At 55.1% G+C, this 19,067-nt stretch carries 17 protein-coding genes and 1 tRNA gene; 12 read left to right on the forward strand and 6 right to left on the reverse strand.

Translation table 11 applies throughout. From position 1 onward, the window contains the following. Positions 1–40 precede the first annotated feature (40 nt). The 3 genes from ACW9KT_RS01205 to ACW9KT_RS01215 are packed head-to-tail and all read right to left on the reverse strand — an operon-like array spanning position 41 to position 1,976. Positions 41–808 (reverse strand): geranylgeranylglyceryl/heptaprenylglyceryl phosphate synthase, encoded by a 768-nt coding sequence (locus ACW9KT_RS01205; protein ID WP_457077543.1) that lies wholly within the window; start codon positions 806–808, stop codon positions 41–43. Continuing rightward, a complete protein-coding gene (locus tag ACW9KT_RS01210) occupies positions 786–1,601 on the reverse strand; it encodes a hypothetical protein (RefSeq protein ID WP_457077544.1) in 816 nt (271 codons plus the stop codon). The genes ACW9KT_RS01205 and ACW9KT_RS01210 overlap by 23 nt, the downstream gene beginning before the upstream one ends. A 3-nt stretch (positions 1,602–1,604) precedes the next feature. Then, positions 1,605–1,976 (reverse strand): phage holin family protein, encoded by a 372-nt coding sequence (locus tag ACW9KT_RS01215; RefSeq protein WP_457077545.1) that lies wholly within the window; start codon positions 1,974–1,976, stop codon positions 1,605–1,607. Between the two features lie 153 nt (positions 1,977–2,129). On the opposite strand from ACW9KT_RS01215, the gene ACW9KT_RS01220 reads away from it, so the two are divergent. Next, a complete protein-coding gene (locus tag ACW9KT_RS01220) occupies positions 2,130–3,272 on the forward strand; it encodes a DnaJ domain-containing protein (protein ID WP_457077546.1) in 1,143 nt (380 codons plus the stop codon). A gap of 161 nt (positions 3,273–3,433) precedes the next feature. On the opposite strand, the gene nagB is transcribed toward ACW9KT_RS01220, so the two are convergent. Then, positions 3,434–5,350: a glucosamine-6-phosphate deaminase gene (gene nagB, locus ACW9KT_RS01225; protein WP_457077547.1), complete on the reverse strand. Its 1,917-nt coding sequence runs from the start codon at positions 5,348–5,350 to the stop codon at positions 3,434–3,436. Positions 5,351–5,658: 308 nt separating this feature from the next. Between nagB and ACW9KT_RS01230 the strand changes: the two genes are divergently transcribed. Further along, a complete protein-coding gene (locus ACW9KT_RS01230) occupies positions 5,659–6,231 on the forward strand; it encodes a TetR/AcrR family transcriptional regulator (RefSeq protein ID WP_457077548.1) in 573 nt (190 codons plus the stop codon). 92 nt (positions 6,232–6,323) lie between these two features. Continuing rightward, positions 6,324–7,226 carry an NAD(P)/FAD-dependent oxidoreductase gene (locus ACW9KT_RS01235; RefSeq protein WP_457077549.1) on the forward strand — a complete coding sequence of 301 codons (903 nt, stop codon included), beginning with the start codon at positions 6,324–6,326 and terminating at the stop codon, positions 7,224–7,226. 278 nt (positions 7,227–7,504) lie between these two features. On the opposite strand, the gene ACW9KT_RS01240 is transcribed toward ACW9KT_RS01235, so the two are convergent. Then, positions 7,505–7,580 (reverse strand) — tRNA-Phe (locus ACW9KT_RS01240). Between the two features lie 155 nt (positions 7,581–7,735). Here ACW9KT_RS01240 and ACW9KT_RS01245 point away from each other — a divergent pair. The 5 genes from ACW9KT_RS01245 (at position 7,736) to ACW9KT_RS01265 (ending at position 13,845) form a co-directional block, all read left to right on the forward strand. Continuing rightward, positions 7,736–9,127, forward strand: coding sequence for a 4Fe-4S dicluster domain-containing protein (locus ACW9KT_RS01245; RefSeq protein WP_457077550.1), 1,392 nt, complete (start codon positions 7,736–7,738; stop codon positions 9,125–9,127). Between the two features lie 170 nt (positions 9,128–9,297). After that, entirely contained in the window at positions 9,298–10,158 is an 861-nt protein-coding gene (locus ACW9KT_RS01250; protein ID WP_457078559.1) for a (Fe-S)-binding protein, read from the forward strand. A gap of 113 nt (positions 10,159–10,271) precedes the next feature. Next, complete coding sequence (locus ACW9KT_RS01255; RefSeq protein ID WP_457077551.1) at positions 10,272–10,772, forward strand: hypothetical protein; 501 nt, start codon at positions 10,272–10,274, stop codon at positions 10,770–10,772. A 100-nt stretch (positions 10,773–10,872) separates the two neighbouring features. Next, positions 10,873–12,804 (forward strand): OmpA family protein, encoded by a 1,932-nt coding sequence (locus ACW9KT_RS01260; RefSeq protein WP_457077552.1) that lies wholly within the window; start codon positions 10,873–10,875, stop codon positions 12,802–12,804. Positions 12,805–13,068: 264 nt separating this feature from the next. After that, on the forward strand, positions 13,069–13,845 hold the full coding sequence (locus tag ACW9KT_RS01265; protein WP_457077553.1) for a DUF4476 domain-containing protein: 777 nt from the start codon (positions 13,069–13,071) through the stop codon (positions 13,843–13,845). Positions 13,846–13,913: 68 nt separating this feature from the next. Here the strand turns inward: ACW9KT_RS01265 and ACW9KT_RS01270 are convergent, their stop codons facing one another. Next, a complete protein-coding gene (locus ACW9KT_RS01270; protein WP_457077554.1) occupies positions 13,914–14,390 on the reverse strand; it encodes a DUF4293 domain-containing protein in 477 nt (158 codons plus the stop codon). A 91-nt stretch (positions 14,391–14,481) separates the two neighbouring features. On the opposite strand from ACW9KT_RS01270, the gene ACW9KT_RS01275 reads away from it, so the two are divergent. From ACW9KT_RS01275 to ACW9KT_RS01290, 4 genes are all read left to right on the forward strand, one after another. Beyond that, positions 14,482–15,684, forward strand: coding sequence for a thiolase family protein (locus ACW9KT_RS01275; RefSeq protein ID WP_457077555.1), 1,203 nt, complete (start codon positions 14,482–14,484; stop codon positions 15,682–15,684). Positions 15,685–15,700: 16 nt separating this feature from the next. After that, a complete protein-coding gene (locus ACW9KT_RS01280) occupies positions 15,701–16,246 on the forward strand; it encodes a GNAT family N-acetyltransferase (RefSeq protein ID WP_457077556.1) in 546 nt (181 codons plus the stop codon). An 80-nt stretch (positions 16,247–16,326) separates the two neighbouring features. Next, positions 16,327–17,118 (forward strand): tRNA pseudouridine(38-40) synthase TruA, encoded by a 792-nt coding sequence (gene truA / locus ACW9KT_RS01285; protein ID WP_457077557.1) that lies wholly within the window; start codon positions 16,327–16,329, stop codon positions 17,116–17,118. Between the two features lie 199 nt (positions 17,119–17,317). After that, on the forward strand, positions 17,318–19,042 hold the full coding sequence (locus tag ACW9KT_RS01290; RefSeq protein WP_457078560.1) for an ABC transporter ATP-binding protein: 1,725 nt from the start codon (positions 17,318–17,320) through the stop codon (positions 19,040–19,042). The last annotated feature ends 25 nt before the right edge of the window (positions 19,043–19,067 follow it).

Genomic DNA, 19,067 nt, shown 5'->3' on the forward strand with positions numbered 1-19,067 from the left:
GAACTTCAAAGCTGTTGTATTTTAACACGATTGAACCTTATCATACAGTGTCTAGCACAGAATTGAACGCGTGTACTGTCCTTGACATTTCGGTCAAGAAATCCGGCGCTTTCTCTATCTGATTGCCAATGACTATAACATCGGCTCCGGCTTGTAGAGCAGCCTGGGCTTTGTCTACGGTGTTGATGCCACCGCCCACAATCAAAGGCACGTCCACGGCCTCACGTACGGCCCGAATCATGGCTGGCGTGATGGGATACATGGCTCCACTACCGCCATCGAGGTACATGAGGCGCAAGCCTAGCTGCTCGCCGGCCATAGCTGTACAAGCTGCAATACTAGGTTTATCGTGGGGGAGAGGCGTGGTACCACTCATGTAGCTAGCCGTTGTTTGGCGGCCGGTATCTACTAGCATGTAGCCAGTAGGCAGAATCTCAAGCTTGCTAGCCCGCAGCAAAGGCGCGGCTACTACGTGCTGCCCAATGAGAAAATCGGGGTTGCGGCCCGAAATCAACGACAGAAGCAAGATGCCGTCGGCTTGGGTATCCAGGTGCAGACTGTGGCTGGGGAAAAGTAGCACAGGCACCGTGCTCTGGCTTTTGATAAAAAAAATGAGCGACGCCTGGTGAGCATTCATCACCAGGCTGCCGCCCACAAAAAAGTAATCGATAGGATGAGTCTCGCTCAGCGCTAGCAAATGCCGACACCCGGCCTCGTCCAGTTGGTCGGGGTCGAGAAGCACAGCCAGAGATTTCTGGCCGCGCTGGCGGCGGTTACTAAGCGTTTCATAAAGACTGCTGTGGCGCATCCGCGTCGTCGTGGTGGTAGGTAAAGTCGATGTCTTTGGTTTCCGGCTCCATGTGCGTGATCGTCGGAATGTCTGCAAGGTCGGAATTTTTGTCTGATGGCAAGTATTCACCCACCTTTTTGGCGACATAGGCCATCAACACTGCCGTTACTTGTGCCAGCAGCATTTTGCCCGTGTCTGACTGCAGGAAGTTCTGAAGCACCGACGCTACCATACTAGGCTGACCGTTTGGCGCTTGGTAAGCATTATTGAAGGCCGATACCGGCAAACGGCGGGCATCGTCGTAGGGCAGGGGAGGAAAAGGGTCTGTTTCGGCCGACGCGTGGTACACGTCGGGCCCTATGTCAGCGCGGCCCGTTGCCTGATACTGCTGTCCCCGTTCAAACTGCTGGCCACCGCCAAACCCATAATCGTCGCCGACGCCAGCGTGCTGCTCGCTTGCATTGTGCACCGCGGGATTGTGCACATAGGCCGCGCGGTGGCTGTTCTTATTTTTCTTACGCTCCTGCTTCTCGCGCTTCTTTTGCGCGCGACGCGCTAAGCGGTCATCCTCAAACTCCTCGTAGCCTTCCTCATCATCGTCATCATCCGAGTCTTTTCTGCCGCCCAGCGCTTTTGCAATTAACCAAATGCCCCCCAATACGCCCGCTCCAATGGCGGCGTATTTGCCAATTTCCTGGGTTTTTTCCTTGATCTGGTCTACGTCGCCCAGCAGGGCACGCTCGTATTCGAGCTTCTGGCGCTCCAGAAATTCCTTTTCATCCTCGAATAACGGGTTGTGTAGCTCTGCCATGAGTTAAATGCGCTTATCTGATTTGTAAATCGTGTTGTCCAATGTTTTATCAGCCAGGCCCTGAAATAGCTTTTTATCGACGCCTACCACAAAGATGACCAGCAGCACTAAGTAAAATCCTGCTATTATCCCGAAGCCCCAATATGGGCTATCGAGTACATCATTGAGAAGCAAACCTAGAAAGACATTGAGGAAAATAAAGAAGAACAGCCCGATAATGCCCATCGTAACACCATGGGCAGTGGCTACAAAGGCGGCTTTTGCTTTTTCCTGCGCTTCTAGTCGCACCAGATCAATGCGCGTGTCGAGGTAGCCTTTTAGGTTGCCTATCAGGCTGTCATTGGGGGGCGTTTTGGTGTCGTCGTCGAAAGCCATACGGCAGAGGATAGGAATGGAAAGAAAAGTTGTTAGTAGATAGAAGACCAGAAAAGCACGTAATATCCTTGCTTTTTCCAGGCCCCTTGCACATACGAAAAAGGCGGGTTTGTGTCTGAAAAATGAATTACTTTTACCCTATACTGCCGTGTTTTGAGTCAGAATCATTATCAAGTTTTAGGTGTTGGAACCACGGCCTCGGCCCGCGACATAAAAGCGGCCTACAAGCGTCTGGCCGTTCAATTTCACCCCGACAAGCACGGCGGTAGTGCCAAATTTGAGGAGCAGTTTAAAGCCGTAAACGCCGCGTACCGGGTACTGTCCGACGTGGGCCGCCGCGCCGCCTACGACCACCAATTGCGCCGTGCGGCTCATATCAATGAGCTGCAGCGCCAGCAGCAAGCTTACCGGCAGCAGGCCCAGCATGTGTACAAGTCGCCCATGCCGCCCCCGCCTGCCCCCATACGTACGCGCCCCCCTGCCGGCGCTGCTGAGCGCCACTATCGCACTATCCCGAAGCGGCGCAAGTTCACGCGCCGTGACTATCTGCTAACGGCCGGGTTTCTGGGGCTATTCGTGCTCTTCATCATCTCCGTAAAGGTGACGATGGACCACGTAACGGCCGTAAGTAACTACGACGATGGGCTACGGGCTTACGCCGACGGCGAATGGAGCACGGCGCACAGCTTTTTTTCCGAAGCGCTGCACTTTAAGCCTGATTACGCGGAAGCGCTTCGCCGCCGGGCCGAAATCACAGAGTTGATTTACCATCAGCCCGGAGCCGCCGTAGACGACTACCGCGCGGCGCTACTTAAAACGACCCGACGGGCCGATCGGTCTTTTATTCTGCACCGCTTGGGCCGCTACGAAGCGCGCCGTCAGCAGCCAGCCTCCGCCGAAAGCCTACTGTCGCAGGCTGTTCAGCTGGACTCGACGCGGGCGGGAGCGTGGCTGCTTCGGGGCGAAATCAGGTTGTTTAGTAAGCGGGAGTTTGGAGCCGCCGCCCGCGACTTAAGCACGGGCTTGCGGCAGCGTACCGTAGCTGGCCGAGCGCCTACGCTGTATGCGCTTACGTTGCGAGGCTTGGCCTTTTACCGTCTCGGTGAGTTCAGCCGCGCCCAAGCCGATTACCAACTCGTAGCCGCAGCTGACTCCACAAACGGACAAGTGTACTACCTGCTCGGGCGGGTGGCGCAGCGCCAGGGTCAGCAGGCCGAAGCTTGTGCGGCCTTCAAGCAAGCGGTACGCCTTGGCTATGGTTTTGCCAGTGCCGCTCAGAAGCAAAGTTGCCCTTGATTTATAGCTCTAGAACTAGAATAAGATAAAAAAGCCTCCCAGGCCTAGATTTACGTAGGCCTGGGAGGCTTTTTTCAAATTTAATCACTGACTCCAATACCCTCAACTAACTACAGAGAGCATTGGAGCAGCAAGTTTAATCGCTCGATAAGCCCTATAGTTTAATAATGCCAGCGCACGAAAGCCTCAATAGCCTCGTACTCGGGTAGGCCGAGGCGGTCGTAGATCTGGGCGGTCGTGCGGTTCCGCTCCTCGGCCCGCTGCCAGAACTCGCGCTGGTCGGCGCCGGGAAAGAGCGGCCTATCCTTCTGCGATTGGTGCTTGAAAATAGCCCGCCGCTTGCGCGTTAGCTCCTCAGGGCTGATGGGCACAGCCATCTCGATCTGGTCGACATCCCACTCCTGCCACGCACCGCGGTAAAGCCACACCCAGCAGTCTTGCAGCCACTCGGCGCCTTCCGCTTTGAGGCGTTGCACAGCCTGAAAAATAGCCGACAAGCAAACCCGGTGCGTGCCGTGCGGGTCCGACAAGTCGCCGGCGGCGTAAATCTGCTGGGGCTTAATTCTGTTGAGCAGTTCGATGGTGAGCTGAATGTCTTCTTCTCCCAACGGTTTTTTGCGCACCCGACCTGTTTCGTAGAAAGGCAAATCCATGAAGTGGGCATTCTCGTCGGGCACCCCAGCGTAGCGGCACGCCGACTTGGCCTCGCCCCGCCGAATTAAGCCCTTGATCTGCTGCACCTCAGGCGAGTCGACTTGGCCAGGAGCTTTGTTTTGCAGGGACTCCACCACGCGCCGGTACAAGGACTCGGCTGGCTGCTCATCTAAGCGGAAGGCTTCGTCATAATCGGCCACAAACTCAGCAAAGCGAATAGCTTCCTCATCAAACACGGCAATGTTGCCCGAGGTCTGATACGCCACGTGCACTTCGTGGCCCTGATCTACGAGGCGTAACAAGGTGCCGCCCATTGAAATTACGTCATCGTCGGGGTGGGGGCTAAAAATGAGGACCCGCTTCGGAAACGGCTCGGCCCGCTCGGGCCGGTGCGAGTCGTCGGCGTTGGGTTTGCCCCCCGGCCAACCCGTAATGGTATGTTGTAGCTCATTAAACACCTTAATATTAACGCTATAGGCTTGCCCTGATTCGGCCAATAGCCCCGAAAGGCCGTTCTCGTTATAGTCACCATCCGTGAGCTTAAGAATAGGCTTCTGAAGTTGTCGGGCCAGCCAGGTAACCGCTTTCCGCACAAAGGCAGCGTTCTGCCAGTCGCAGGGCAAGCCAGCGAGCCAGGGCGTTTTACGGGCGGTGAGTTCGGCGCCCGCCGCCTCATCTAAAATAACGCGGACGTTAGGGTGCTTTTGCAGGTAGGTAGCCGGTACCGTATCGGTCATGGTGCCCTCCACCATGCGCTTTACTACGGCCGCTTTGCCTTCGCCCCAAGCCAGCAGTACTACTTCGTGGGCCTCCAGAATAGTGCCCACACCCATTGTAATAGCGCGACGCGGCACGTTTTCCTCTCCGTAGAAATCACTGGCCGCATCGGTGCGGGTAATATGGTCAAGAGTAATAAGACGGGTGCGCGAGGCTGGCCCCGAACCTGGCTCGTTGAAGCCGATATGACCTGTGCGCCCAATACCTAGAATCTGCAAATCGATGCCGCCGGCCTCTCGAATCTGCTCTTCATAGCGCCGGCAAAACTCGCCTACTTCTCCCGCTGGCACGGTGCCATCTGGAATGTGCACATTGGCCGCTGGAATATCTACGTGGTCAAATAAGTACTCATGCATAAAGCGCACGTAGCTCTGCAAAGAGTCCGGCGACATGGGAAAGTACTCGTCGAGGTTGAAAGTAACGACGTTTTGAAAGCTCAGGCCTTCCTGCTGATGTAGACGCACAAGCTCCTCATACAGGCGGGTAGGTGTGGAGCCCGTCGCTAATCCTAGCACGCACGTGCGACCGTTGGCGGCCCGTTCTCGGATTAAATCAGCAATGTCGCGGGCCACGGCCACGGATGCTTGTTCCGAGTCGGGGTAAATAGTGGTCGGAATACGTTCGGTGGTGGCGTCGAGTGCGTCCATAGGGAGTAGTACAGGTGGGAGAGGTGGTGCAGTTAAGTACTCAGAAGCTCAGTTGGGGCGTAAGATTTTTGGCCGGAACAGGAGTAGAAAGCAGTTTCCCTTGACCAATGTAACCCTCATCTAGAATAAGAATGAAATATAGTAGCTCACACTGCTAATAGCGAGCAACGAGAGATTACCTCTTCATAAATTTAATATTATGTCTCAAATGCGTGACATTTTACGTAGATTTGTGATAGTAATGGATCTAGCACTAGGTCTTCAATACACAATTCTAAACTCCACTTCTCTTCCCATAATATGATTGCATGCTAGACACGCGGCAAAAGATACTCGAAGCGGCTATTCTGGTGCTAAATGATGACCTGTCTGCTTCAATCGATAAGATAGCGGTGCAGGCTGGGGTCACTCGGCGCACATTGCACCGCTACTTTCGCGACCGGCAGGATCTTTTCGACTCCTGCTTGCAGGATATGCGGCGTAGCTGCCAGCATGCTACTAGCACTGCCTACGCTAGCTCATCCGAACCGCGTCAGCAGCTTGAGCGCCTTCTCTACGCCGGTATCGACTGCGGTACCAAGTACGCCTTCCTGCACAAGCTTCATCTGACGCCCCCGCCGCAGCCCACTGCGCCCTCAGCTGAGGCTGAGCCTTTTCAGCCTCTACACCACGTGCTACGAATCTTACACCAACAGGGGGCTTTTACCTCGGAACTGACAGTGCCATGGATGCTGCTCCTGTTCTCGGGGGTGGTGCAAACTACTATTGAGGCTGAGGCAACAGGAGCGGTAGCGCGGCAGGAAATCAAGAAGTTGGCATGGCGCTCTTTTAGCCAAGCTATTGGCCTTGATACTCGGGTGCCGGCCGAGCAGCCTGTATAAGGCATTCTATTGTCGAGAATAATCGACAAAGCGCCGGCCCTCATACTCCCTCAGCGGATAGGAACCACTTTGTGCTTTTTTATTTACTTGATATGCAAGCAACAGTAGATGTAGTCATCGTAGGCGGAAGCTACGCGGGGCTGTCGGCGGCCATGTCGCTGGGACGAGCCATTCGCCAAGTGGTCGTTATCGACAGTGGACAGCCCTGCAATTGGCAGACTCCGCACGCCCACAACCTCATCACTCACGATGGGTCGGCGCCTGGTCATATTCGCTCCTTGGCTAAGGAGCAAGTTTTGGCTTATCCTACCGTCCGCTTTGAGTCAGATACGGTGACGACCATCACCGGCAAAAGCAACGACTTTGTTGTTGAAACAGCCTCAGGTCAGGTCATACGAGCCAAAAAGATACTACTCGCTGCCGGCGTGCGTGACCTGCTGCCGCCCATCGAGGGATTTGCGGCCTGTTGGGGCATTTCTGTTATTCATTGCCCCTACTGCCACGGTTATGAGTACCGCGCCCAACCCACGGGTATCCTAGTCAATGGGCCCACAGCTCTGGATTTTGGCAAACTCATCCGCAACTGGACCAAGGAGCTAACCATTTTCACGAATGGTACGCCCACTTACGAACCCGAGCATGGGCAGCAGATTGAGATGCTGGATATCAAGGTAGAAAGTCGGCCAATTCAGCAGCTTGTTCACACCGACGGAGTGCTAGAACATGTGCTCTTTACCGATGGGAGTCGCCAGCCACTGCCAGCGCTCTACGCTCGGGTGCCGTTTGAGCAGCATTTTCCACTGTCCCCAGCTCTGGATTGTAAACTCACAGAAACAGGATTGATTCAAACCGATGAGTTCCGTCACACGAGTGTGCCCGGTGTGTACGCCGCCGGCGACAACAGCACTATGCTGCGCTCGGTGGCCTCAGCAATTGCCATGGGATCTATGGCTGGTGCTATGATCAACCACGAGCTTATTGCCGAAGGCAACTAAACTGTCCCTCGAGGGTGATTGTTATAAGGAAAATAAGCATCCATCAAAACCCACCGTTAGCCCTCTTACCATTGTTGCTGAGGTCCCTCTGCTTGATGAAAGTGTGAGCCACTTTATTTTAGAATTGAGGCTGCAATTGAAAAATAGTCACTAACCAGCGGCTGAAAGCAACTTTGCTTGGCTATTGAGGTATGACAAGCTACCATGAATCTTGCGCGTACCCAGCACCATACCTTAAAAATGAAAAAACCCTCTCCACAGATTGTGAAGAGGGTTTCTGGTGGTAACGGTTGGAATCGAACCAACGACACCAGCATTTTCAGTGCTGTGCTCTACCGACTGAGCTACGTTACCAACTTCCCGCGGCCTTTTCGGCTTAGGAGTGGCAAAAGTAGCAAACCAAAAGTAAGCCGCAACACTTACCTCAAAAAAAGTTTTCGCTCAAACGCTTAAATTTGTTAGGCATAACGAGTAATTTTCGGTCCAACCACCCATCCTACCCCTTTCCCGTGACTATCGAAAACATCATTTTCCTGCTGATAGCCATTGCTGGCTTTGGCTTGTTTGCCTGGCAAGCAAGTAAGATTCGTGCTAACATTCTCGTAGGCCGCGACCGGGATATGTCGGGCAATATCGGCGAGCGGGCGCAAAAAACATTGCTGGTGGCCTTTGGACAGCAGAAGATGTTTAAGCGCATTACCCCAGCATTGCTACACTTGGTGGTGTATGTGGGGTTTTTGGTCATCAATATTGAAGTGATAGAGATTGTAATCGACGGGGTATTTGGTACGCACCGCGTTTTGCAATTTCTGGGTCCGGGGTACGATGTACTGATGGCGACCAACGAGATTTTGGGCGCATTGGTGATTTTGGCTGTTATTGCTTTCTGGTGGCGGCGCAACGTGAAGAAGGTTCGCCGCTTCTCTGGCCCCGAAATGCGCGCCTGGCCCCGCATCGACGCTGATATGATTCTGTACATCGAATTGGTGCTGATGGTGGCACTGTTTGTCATGAACACGGCCGATTTGAAATGGCATCGTCTGCAAAACTTGGAGATGCCGGGCACCTTTCCCATTAGCTCGATGCTGCTGGGGCTGTTCCCGAGCGATTTGAACTTCCTGCATTTTCTGGAGCGAGCCGGCTGGTGGGCACACATCGTAGGGATTCTGATTTTCCTCAATTACCTGCCCAGCAGCAAGCACTTCCACATTATCATGGCGTTCCCGAATGTATGGTACTCACGATTAGTACCGCAGGGGCAGTTCTCGAACGTAGACAGCATTACCCACGAGGTAAAAGCCATGATGGACCCCAGTTACGAGGTGCCTGCGCCCCCAGTAGGCCCCGACGGCTCCGCGTTAGCGCCCACTTCATTTGGCGCGAAAGACGTGGAAGACCTCGCTTGGACCAACTTGCTCAACGCTTATTCCTGCACCGAGTGCGGCCGCTGCACTGCTTCCTGCCCCGCCAATATTACGGGCAAGCTGCTCTCGCCGCGTAAGATCATCATGGACACCCGCGACCGGATGGAGGAGAAGTATAACTCCCCGCTAATTTTTCAGCCCAACATCTACGGCGACGAAAGCAAGGGTACTGAGCGAGTAAAAATTGATGTAGAGCAAAACACGCTGCTTCGCGGCCGGGTAACCCCCGAGGAGCTATGGGCTTGCACTACCTGCAACGCCTGCGTTGAGTCGTGCCCGGTGAACATCAATCCGCTGGAATCTATCATCGAGATGCGCCGCTTCCTGGTACTGGAAGAGTCGGCGGCTCCGGCATCATTAAATACGATGTTCTCTAACATCGAAAACAACGGCGCGCCGTGGGCTTTCTCGCCCTCCGACCGCTTCAACTGGGCTGACGATCTGTACGTGGCCGAAAAAGAGCCCGTAACGGCATAAGTCACAGCGAGCAAAATGACAAAGCATTGTACATGCTTTGTGAACTACAAACCAAACGTCAGCAGGCAAGATGCTTCGGCTCCACTGTTGCTCGACATACGATATCAAAAACCAAGTAAATGACTGAGCAAACCACCCCAACCGCCAAGCGTCAAGTTACCGTTCCTGTTATGGCCGATCTGGCCGCTCGGGGCGAGCAGCCCGAAATCCTATTTTGGGTGGGTTGCGCGGGCGCTTTCGACGACCGTTATAAGCGGGTGACCCGCGCCTTTGTGCGCATCCTAGAGCACGTAGGCATCAAGTACGCAGTGCTGGGCATGGAAGAAACCTGCACTGGTGACCCAGCCAAGCGGGCTGGCAACGAGTTCTTATTTCAAATGCAGGCCATGCAGAACATCACCACTCTGGATGGCTACCAGATCAAGAAAATTGTGACGGCCTGTCCGCACTGCTTTAACACGATTAAGAACGAATATCCAGCACTGGGGGGCAATTATGAGGTTATTCACCACAGCACCTTCCTCCAGCAGCTCATCAACGAGGGCAAGGTAGGCGTAGCGGGCGGCGGCGAGTTCAAGGGCCGCCGCATCACCTTCCACGATTCCTGCTACCTGGGCCGCTCCAACAACATCTACGAAGCGCCCCGCGACGTGCTGGCCACCCTTGATGCCGACTTGGTAGAAATGAAGCGAAGCCGTGCTAATGGCCTTTGCTGCGGTGCGGGCGGTGCCCAGATGTGGAAAGAGGCTGAGCCGGGCAACAAGGAAGTAAACATCGAGCGCACCGAGGAAGCCCTTTTCACGCTCGATGGCAACGCACCCGCCTTAGCCCAGACGCGCGGCGTGGAAGACGGCAACGCCGGCGCCACGCCTAGTCCGCGCGCCAATGCGCAGGGGGCAATTATTGCCGTATCGTGCCCCTTCTGTATGACCATGATGAACGACGGCGTGAAAAATAAAGAGCGCGAGTCCAACGTGCAAGTGTTTGATTTGGCTGAGCTTATTGCTACCGCTGAAGGCCTAAACGCGTAGCATCAGCCACCGTCTTTTTAGCAACGTGAAAACAGCCTTGTCGGAACTTCCCGGTGAGGCTGTTTCTTTGTAAGTATACCGAGTGAGTTTCTGAGCCCCAATCCGCTGCTACTATGTTTGTTCATTTCAATGAATTGCCCCCCAGCGCCCGCGTGTGGATATATCAGGCCGACCGACCCCTAACGGAAGCAGAGCTAGCGGCTGTGGAACCCGCATTGGCTCAGTTTGCCGCGGAGTGGACCAGCCACGGTCGCACGCTGTGTGCGTCGGCGGCGTTCCAACACGGGCAGTTTCTTGTGTTGGGGCTGGATGAGGCCGTTGCCGGCGCCAGTGGCTGCTCCATTGACGCCTCCGTACGCTTTGTGCAGAGCCTAGAGCAGCAGTTGGGCCTGCGCCTGCTGGAAAAGTCTCAGCTGGCTTTCTTGGTAGATGGCAAAGTGCAACTACTCGACCGCCGCGACTTGCGCCAAGCTGTAGCCACCGGCCAGCTCCAGCCCGAAACGCCCTATTTCGATAATACCATCGCGCAGCATGGCAAGCTTTCGGTAGCTTGGCCTGCTCCCGCCGCCCAGACCTGGCTAGCCAAATACTTTCAAACCCAAGTTCAGCGTTAAACTTACGCCTCCTATCCTGCCGAAACTTAGTATTATTGCTAGGCATAACAGCATTACCCTCTACGCCAACGCGCCTCTACCTTACTACTGCCTTCCTTCTATGAAGAATTCTATAATAGCATGGGCTGCCGCCGGATCAGTGGCCGCGTTGGGCCTTAGTGGCTGCGCTACCTCCGAATCGGGAACGAAAGCCGATAAGCGTTTTGCCCGTGGTGAATACGAGGCCGCCATTCCGCTGTATAAAGCCCAGGCCGAGCGCGGCAAAAATGCCCCCCAGAGCAATTTTCGGGTTGGAGAGTCGTACCGCCTTTCGAACCGTATCGAACAGGCTGAGCCATTTTATAAAATGGCCGTAGGAGCGGGGCTCAAGAATGCCGATGCCGGTTTCTATTATGGGTTAGCCCTGAAAGCTAATGGCAAGTACGACGAGGCCGCCGCGCAATTTGACGACTACGTAAAGCTGGGCACTAACCGCGCCCTCGCGGCCCGGGCCGAGATAGAAGCCAAAAATATTCGGTTGAGCAAAGAGCTGGTTGCCCAGAAAACGCTCGATGAAATACAGCCGCTTGACCAAGTCAACTCTGAGTCGGCGGACTTTAGCACCACCATGATTCCGGACACAAAGGAAATCGTGTTTGCTTCGGGTCGGGAGGGCAAGAAGTACCCCGGCAATGGTGAGGGGTTCAATGACTTGTATGCTATTCGCTTTGAGGACGCGGATAAAATGACGGGCGGCACCGTTCGCAAGCTGGAGCCTATTTTCAATACTGCCGACATGCACGAAGCCAGCGCTACCTATACGCCCGACGGCAAAATGGTGGTGTTTGCCCGCTCCAACAGCGGTAAGAAAAAAGGCTACCTAAGCGTGGACCTCTGGGCTTCGTACTACCGCAACGGCGCCTGGACCGAGCCCGCGTTGATCAACGTCAACGACCGCACCACCGACGACTTCTCGCCCGTGTTTTCTCCCGACGGGACGACGCTCTACTTCGCCTCCGGCCGCAAGGGCGGCGAAGGTGGCACCGACTTATATAAGGCCACCATGGGCGCCAACGGCCGCTTTGAGCCCGCCGAAAACCTGGGCCCCGAAATCAACACGCCGGGCAACGAAAGCTTTCCAGCCATTGCGCCCGACGGTACTTTATATTTCTCTTCCGATGGGCATCCGGGCTTAGGTAAGCTCGACGTCTTTATGGTAGACAAAGGCAAAGTGCGTAACCTAGGCGCGCCCTTCAACAGCGGCGGCGATGATTTTGCCCCCTACTTCACGGGCCAGAACGTGGGCGTGTTTTCATCTAATCGGGCCGGGGGCAAAGGCAGCGACGACCTGTACCGTTTCCGCCGCAACACCACTAAGCTGGTCAACTTCTTCGTGGATGGCACCTTGGTAGAGCGCGACGCTAAAACAGGCACTACTAAGCCTGTTGCCAGCGAGAATGTGGAGCTCTTCGCCAACGGAAACCGCAAACTCCTCGAAGTCACCACTGACCCCGAAGGCAAATTCAGCTTCAAGCTGGATTCGGCTTCTACCTACGCTCTGGTCGCAGATCGACCGGGCTACTTCACGGTTCGCAACTCGCTCACTACCATAGGTAAGATGCCTCCTCAGGCTCAACTGACGGAGGCGGTAACCGATATTCGTCTGCCTGTTACGCTCACGCTCAATAGAATCGTGAAGAATGTGGCTATTGTGGTTGAGAACATCTTCTACGATTACAACAAAGCCGATATTCGGCCCGACGCCGCTATTGAGCTAGACAAGCTGGTAGAGACGCTGAACGATAACCCCAAGATCACCATTGAGTTGAGCTCCCACACCGACTCGCGCGGTAAAGACGCCTACAACGCCAGCCTCTCGCAACGACGCGCTCAGTCGGCCGTCGATTATATCATCTCGAAAGGCATTGCTAAAGAGCGTATTACTGCCAAAGGCTACGGTGAGACGCAACCAGTAGTGCGCAACGCGAAAACGGAAGAGGAGCACCAGCGCAATCGTCGCACCGAGTTCAAAGTGACCCGCATTGACGAGTAAGCGGAGCTGAGACGCATTTTGCAAGAAAAAAGCCCCCTGTGATTATACAGGGGGCTTTTTTGTGTTGTATATCTTTTCTACCAAGAAATTTGAATAGAAAAGGCGAAATCATGCAAGGCGAATGTTTTTGTAGCTAACGTGCTGTTAATTAAATTGCTAGCTCAAGCAGAAGCTGAATAGGATTTACTATATTCAAAATGGCATAATACTTGGCTTTAACTAGTCACACGAAAGTACCCCTACTGCTCGCCTACTCTGCACACCATGAAAAAGGCCTTATTACTTAGCCTCAGCTTATTGCTGCTGCTATCGACCAAGTTGCTCGCTGGGCCGGTCATTGTCAACTTTGTTTCTGAACGGGGTGTGCCATTTCACCTCGTCTTTGATGGGCAGCCGCTCACGCGTGGAGGAGTTCGCCAAGTTTCTATCGACCGGCTCGCGCCCGGCTTTCACTGGGCCGAGTTTCGGATTCCGACGCCTTACGGCCGGGCCGTCCACTACCGCACCCGGGTTTTTCTGGATCCGGGCCTGGAAACCAGTTATGTGCTCATTGCCCGTAGTGGCTTCGCGCCGGCGCTGCGCAAAGTTGCTGCTGTGCCTTTGGGCCTTGGGCGTGGTCCGGGCCGTCGTGGTTATCCCGATGACGTGATTTATGACGACACCTACCGCGAGCCCAGCGCTCCCCCCACTGATCCGTACGCGACGTATCCTCCCGGTCCGGGCACTGGCTACCCAAGCCCCTACCAGCTGATGTCGCCCCGCGATGTCGATGCCTTGGCCCAAGCTCTGGCGGCACGCCCCTTCGACAGCGATAAGTTGCTGATAGCTCGGGAAGCGCTAAGCGAAACCGGCATCCGCGCCGACGATCTGCGGTTGCTACTCAACCAGTTTACCGCCGACAGAGACAAGCTGGAACTCGCTAAGTACGCGTACCCGGCCGTAGCCGACCGACAGAATTTCTACCGGGTTTACGATACGTTTCGCTTTAGCTCTAGCACCCGTGAATTGCAGGAGTTTGTAGAGCGCAACCGCGGCCGATAGACGAACAAGCCATAAAAAAGCCCCCAGACCAGTTCTGGGGGCTTTTTTATGAGTTGCTGAATCAAGGTTTAGCGAAGCCGGTCCATGCTGCGGACTAGTTGCTCATCGCGGCGGATAAAGCGGTTGGCTAGTACGTTGAGGAGCAGGGCTAGGGTAGGGAGGTAGAAGCCCGCTTCGAACTCGCCGGGCACTTTGATATTGAGTAGCTGCTCGCCGACGCCGGAGTAGTAGAAGCCCGCGCCGATAGTAGCCACGATCAGCAGAAAATTGAGCAAGCCCAACTTGAGCTGACGAAAACGGTTCTTAAATTGAAAAATTTCAAATACGGCTACTGCCGCTGAGATCAGTGCCAGAATAGCAATTGGGTAAGTGGGAGAGGGGGCCGGGGAGCCGGGCTGTGGATTGGTAAAGGCTAGCTTATAGGCAGATAGCACCAACTCTTGGCCGCTCAAAGGATCGGTTTTGCTCCAGATAGGGAGTACTAATACGCTCAGCATGGCCAGGGCCAGCAAAAGAAGGAACACGCTTTGGATTCTTTGTATCATCTTTGTGGTTTGACGGGTTGCGCCGCGTTGCCGAAGCCTACGGGCCGGCAAAAGTAGCCAACAACGACCGGAATAACCGCATTTCAAGCCAATGCTAACTGCTTATATAGTAGACGCCGTCCGCACACCTATCGGACGGTTTGGGGGCGCGCTCAGCAGCGTCCGTCCCGATGATCTGGCCGCGCACATCCTGCGCGAGCTGATGCGTCGCAATCCAAGTCTGGATAAGGAAGCCGTAGAAGACATCATTCTCGGCGCCGCTAATCAAGCCGGCGAAGACAACCGCAACGTAGCCCGCATGGCGGGCCTGCTGGCGGGCCTGCCTACCACAGTGCCCGGCAATACAGTGAATCGCCTGTGCGCCTCAGGGTTGCAGAGTATTATTGATGCTTCTCGGGCCGTGCGCTGCGGAGAAGGCGACGTGTACTTAGCCGGTGGGTCTGAAAGCATGACACGTGCGCCGTTTGTGATGGCCAAGTCGGAAACGGCTTTTGGCCGGGAGCTGACCGCCCACGATACGACCTTGGGGTGGCGCTTTGTGAATCAGAAATTATCGAAGCTGCACCACCCGTACGCCATGGGCGAAACAGCTGAGAACGTGGCTCGCAAGTACAGTATCACCCGCCTAGAGCAGGATGAGTTCGCCTTCAATTCGCAGCGCAAGTATCACCGTGCCAACGAGAAAGGCCGCTTCCGCCGCGAAATCGTGCCGGTATTCGTGCCTAATCCGAAGGGCGACGCGGCCTTGTTTGGCACCGACGAGCCTCCGCGCTTATCGACGCTGGAAAAGCTCGGTACGCTTAAGCCTGCCTTCCAGCCCCATGATGGCACCGTAACGGCCGGTAATTCAGCCGGTATCAACGATGGTGCGGCGGGTGTAATCGTGGTGAGTGAAGAAGCACTGAAGCGCTACAATCTGAAGCCGTTGGCTCGCGTAGTAGCCGCAGCAGTTGCCGGCGTCGATCCAGCCTTTATGGGGCTTGGCCCAGTGCCCGCTACCCAGAAAGTGCTGCAGCGCGCTGGCCTGACAATTAATGATATTGACTTGATTGAGTTAAACGAAGCGTTTGCCGCGCAGGCTATTGCCTGCATGCGCGACCTCGACCTCGACCCGGAAAAAGTAAACGTAAACGGCGGCTCTATTGCCATTGGGCATCCGCTCGGGGCTAGTGGCTCACGCATTACGGCTACGCTTTTACACGAAATGCAGCGCCGCGAGGATGTGCGCTACGGCTTGGCTACCATGTGCGTAGGCGTAGGTCAGGGCGCTGCCGTGATTTACGAGAAGGTGTAATTTGCCCCCCAGCCTGATGTCTGCTGCCCACCTGCGCCCCACGTTAGAACTATCCCTGCGTGGGGCGCGGCTGCGGCCCTGGCAGCTCAGTGATGCGCTGGCTCTAAGCCTCGAAGGCAACAACCGAAGCATCTGGCTGAACTTGCGCGACCGGTTTCCGAACCCTTACAGGCTCACTGATGCCGAACACCATCTGCGCTTCGTGCTCAGCCCGGAGGGTATGACCGACGTGCATTTATGCATTGAGGTGGATGGGGAAGTGGCCGGTAGTATCAGCGTGCTGTTTAAGCAGGATGTCAATCGGCGGTCGGCGGAGATAGGCTATTTCGTGGGGCAAAGATTTTGGGGCCGCGGCATCACAACGGCCGCTGTGGTAGCATTGTCGGAGTACGCCTTTGCTCATTTTGATCTGTGTCGGTTGTACGCGGTGGTATTTGCTTCTAATGCTGCCTCGGCGCGCGTTTTGGAAAAGGCTAGCTACGAACTGGAGGCGCGGCTGCGGAAAAGCATCACCAAAGACGGACAGACCATGGACGCTTTGCTCTACGCGATGATCAGGTGAGCGTGGCGGTAATAAGTACATAGCTGGAATGGCGGCTTCCCTTTGCCGGGCCTTCTAGCTGAGAAGTTTGTTTAGAGAGCATGCGCTATTTTCTTCATCTGGCTTACGATGGCACCCGCTTTCACGGCTGGCAGGTGCAGCCCGACACGCTCACGGTGCAGCAGGAACTGGACCGCTGCCTCTCGCAGGTACTGCGCCAGCCCGTGTACACCCTGGGCAGCGGCCGCACTGATTCAGGCGTGCACGCCAGCCACCAAGTAGCGCACTTCGACGCCGATTTGCCCCCCAGTCTCGATGAGGCTACGATATTATACCGTCTAAACCGCGCTTTGCCCCCCGACATTGCTGTGCGTCGTCTGCACACCGTGCCCGATAAAGCGCACGCGCGCTTCGATGCCGAAGCGCGCACCTACGAGTACTTCGTGCGGCTGATTCCGGATCCTTTTGGGGTCAATCAAAGCTTATATCTAGACCGAGCTCCCGACGTGGCGGCAATGAATGCCGCCGCTGCCCACTTGCTCGGCTCCCGCGACTTTACCAGCTTTTCCAAAGTAAAGGGCGGCGAAAACCACTATATCTGCGTGTGCTATGAAGCTGGTTGGCACCCTATTCCGGGTGGGCTGGTGTTTCGTATTCGGGCTAATCGGTTTGTGCGGGGCATGGTGCGGCTGGTGGTGGGTACGCTGCTCAGTGTGGGCCGCGGTAAAATGACGCCAGAAGAGTTTAAACACATACTAACCGCCCAAAGCCGCATTGCGGCGAGTGGCGCCGCCGTAGCTAAAGGGCTTTTCTTGAGCCGCGTGGAATATCCGGAGGAACTGGTAGCTGCTGAAGAGCCTACCGGAATGCCGTACTTTGTGCTGGGTTCTTAAGACTTACTTATCTCATTATTATCCTCCACAGCACTGGGGGGCAAAAGAGAGTAAGAGGTAGAAGTTTTGCAACCTCCGGCGCCCGTGTGTGGTTACTTGTCCTTAGTATCCTGTATTGATTAAAAAACCCTCTGTGGAGCAAGCAACTACCGCTACCAAATCCGGCAACATCTTCGACTTGCAGGTGCTGAGCCGCCTGATGAAGTATGTGCGGCCGTACCGGCGGATATTTTACTTTCTGATTTTCCTGACTGTGGCCACGGCCGCGCTGGGTACGCTGCGCCCTTTTCTGATTCAGAAAATGGTGGACCGCAGCATCGAGCAAGGCGACCTGACGGGGGTACACAACATGTTTGTCCTCTTACTGGTCTTGCTGGTGGCTCACACGCTAGTCAGCTACCTCCAAACCTACTTTGGGGGCTGGCTGGGCCAATACATTGTGCGCGACATTCGCGTGGATTTATATCAGCACATTCTGAATCTGCGTCTTAAGTTCTTCGACCGCACGCCTATCGGGGTGCTGGTTACGCGCAATATCTCCGACGTTGAAACTTTGTCGGACGTGTTCAGTGAAGGCTTGGCGGCCATGATTGGCGACATCTTGCAGCTGTTATTCATCATGGGCTTCATGTTCTGGATCGACTGGCGGCTGACGCTGGTGAGCTTGTCGGTTATTCCGCCCCTGATTATCAGCACTTATGTGTTCAAGGAGAAGGTAAAGCAGTCGTTTCAGGAGGTGCGCACGGCCGTAGCCAACCTCAACTCCTTTGTGCAGGAGCACCTCACGGGCATGAACGTGGTGCAGATCTTCAACAACGAAGAGCGCGAGTTTCGCAAGTTCAAGGCCATCAACCAGGAGCACACGCGGGCCAATATCAAATCGGTGCTGTACTACTCTGTATACTTTCCGGTGGCTGAAGTGCTGGCCGCTATTGGCGTAGGTTTGCTGGTGTGGTACGCAGCCCAAGGCCAGATTGAAGGCACCATCTCCAAAGGTGCGCTGATTGCCTTTATCCTTTATAACGCCTTGTTCTTTCGGCCTATTCGCCAGATTGCCGACCGCTTTAATACCTTGCAGCTCGGCCTAGTAAGCACGGAGCGCCTACTTAAGTTGCTCGACAGCAAAGAGCTCATTGCCGATACGGGTACTTTATCCCCGGCGGCCGTGCGTGGCGATGTGGCGTTCGAGAAAGTTTGGTTTGCTTACAATGACGAGGAGTACGTGCTGCGCGACATCAGCTTTGAGGTGAAAGCCGGCCAAACCATTGCTTTCGTAGGCGCTACCGGCGCAGGCAAAACCTCCATTATTAACCTGCTCAGCCGCTTCTACGAGATCAACAAAGGCACCATCCGCGTCGATGGTCACGATTTGCGCGAGTTCGATTTGAAAGAACTGCGTAAGCACATTGGTGTGGTGTTGCAGGACGTATTTCTCTTCGCCGGTACCATTGCTGACAATATTACCCTAGGCAACAAGGACATAACCGAAGCCCAGATTTGGGAAGCGGCCGACCTAGTGGGCGCCCGGCGCTTCATTGAGCGCTTGCCGGGCGGTCTACAATACCCGGTAATGGAGCGCGGCGCCACGCTCTCCGTTGGTCAGCGTCAACTTATCAGCTTCGTGCGGGCCATGGTGTATCAGCCGCGCATCATTATTCTGGATGAGGCCACTTCGTCGGTGGATAGCGAAACGGAGGAGCTGATTCAGGAGGCCATCGACAAACTCATGGAAGGGCGCACGTCGCTCGTTATTGCCCACCGCCTCAGCACTATTCAGAAAGCCGACCGCATCATCGTCCTGGACCGCGGCGAAATCAAGGAATCGGGTACGCACGAGGAACTGCTTCGTCATGGCGGCTTCTATCAGCAGCTGTATCAGATGCAGTACAAGGACGTGAGCCTAGAATTGAAAAGCGAGAGCTGAAGAGCAGCACGTAAAACCTTCGCTT

Source organism: Hymenobacter sp. HD11105 (genome assembly GCF_054051685.1).

Excerpts from the sequence above, each read along its gene's own strand:
- ACW9KT_RS01255 (WP_457077551.1), top strand. The coding sequence starts at position 10,272 with ATGTTTGTTCATTTCAATGAATTGCCCCCCAGCGCCCGCGTGTGGATA.
- ACW9KT_RS01250 (WP_457078559.1), top strand. The coding sequence starts at position 9,298 with ATGGCCGATCTGGCCGCTCGGGGCGAGCAGCCCGAAATCCTATTTTGG.
- ACW9KT_RS01210 (WP_457077544.1), bottom strand. The coding sequence starts at position 1,601 with ATGGCAGAGCTACACAACCCGTTATTCGAGGATGAAAAGGAATTTCTG.
- ACW9KT_RS01290 (WP_457078560.1), top strand. The coding sequence starts at position 17,318 with ATGAAGTATGTGCGGCCGTACCGGCGGATATTTTACTTTCTGATTTTC.
- ACW9KT_RS01215 (WP_457077545.1), bottom strand. The coding sequence starts at position 1,976 with ATGGCTTTCGACGACGACACCAAAACGCCCCCCAATGACAGCCTGATA.
- ACW9KT_RS01235 (WP_457077549.1), top strand. The coding sequence starts at position 6,324 with ATGCAAGCAACAGTAGATGTAGTCATCGTAGGCGGAAGCTACGCGGGG.
- ACW9KT_RS01205 (WP_457077543.1), bottom strand. The coding sequence starts at position 808 with ATGCGCCACAGCAGTCTTTATGAAACGCTTAGTAACCGCCGCCAGCGC.
- ACW9KT_RS01230 (WP_457077548.1), top strand. The coding sequence starts at position 5,659 with ATGCTAGACACGCGGCAAAAGATACTCGAAGCGGCTATTCTGGTGCTA.
- ACW9KT_RS01275 (WP_457077555.1), top strand. The coding sequence starts at position 14,482 with ATGCTAACTGCTTATATAGTAGACGCCGTCCGCACACCTATCGGACGG.
- truA (WP_457077557.1), top strand. The coding sequence starts at position 16,327 with ATGCGCTATTTTCTTCATCTGGCTTACGATGGCACCCGCTTTCACGGC.
- ACW9KT_RS01270 (WP_457077554.1), bottom strand. The coding sequence starts at position 14,390 with ATGATACAAAGAATCCAAAGCGTGTTCCTTCTTTTGCTGGCCCTGGCC.
- ACW9KT_RS01260 (WP_457077552.1), top strand. The coding sequence starts at position 10,873 with ATGAAGAATTCTATAATAGCATGGGCTGCCGCCGGATCAGTGGCCGCG.
- nagB (WP_457077547.1), bottom strand. The coding sequence starts at position 5,350 with ATGGACGCACTCGACGCCACCACCGAACGTATTCCGACCACTATTTAC.
- ACW9KT_RS01280 (WP_457077556.1), top strand. The coding sequence starts at position 15,701 with ATGTCTGCTGCCCACCTGCGCCCCACGTTAGAACTATCCCTGCGTGGG.
- ACW9KT_RS01265 (WP_457077553.1), top strand. The coding sequence starts at position 13,069 with ATGAAAAAGGCCTTATTACTTAGCCTCAGCTTATTGCTGCTGCTATCG.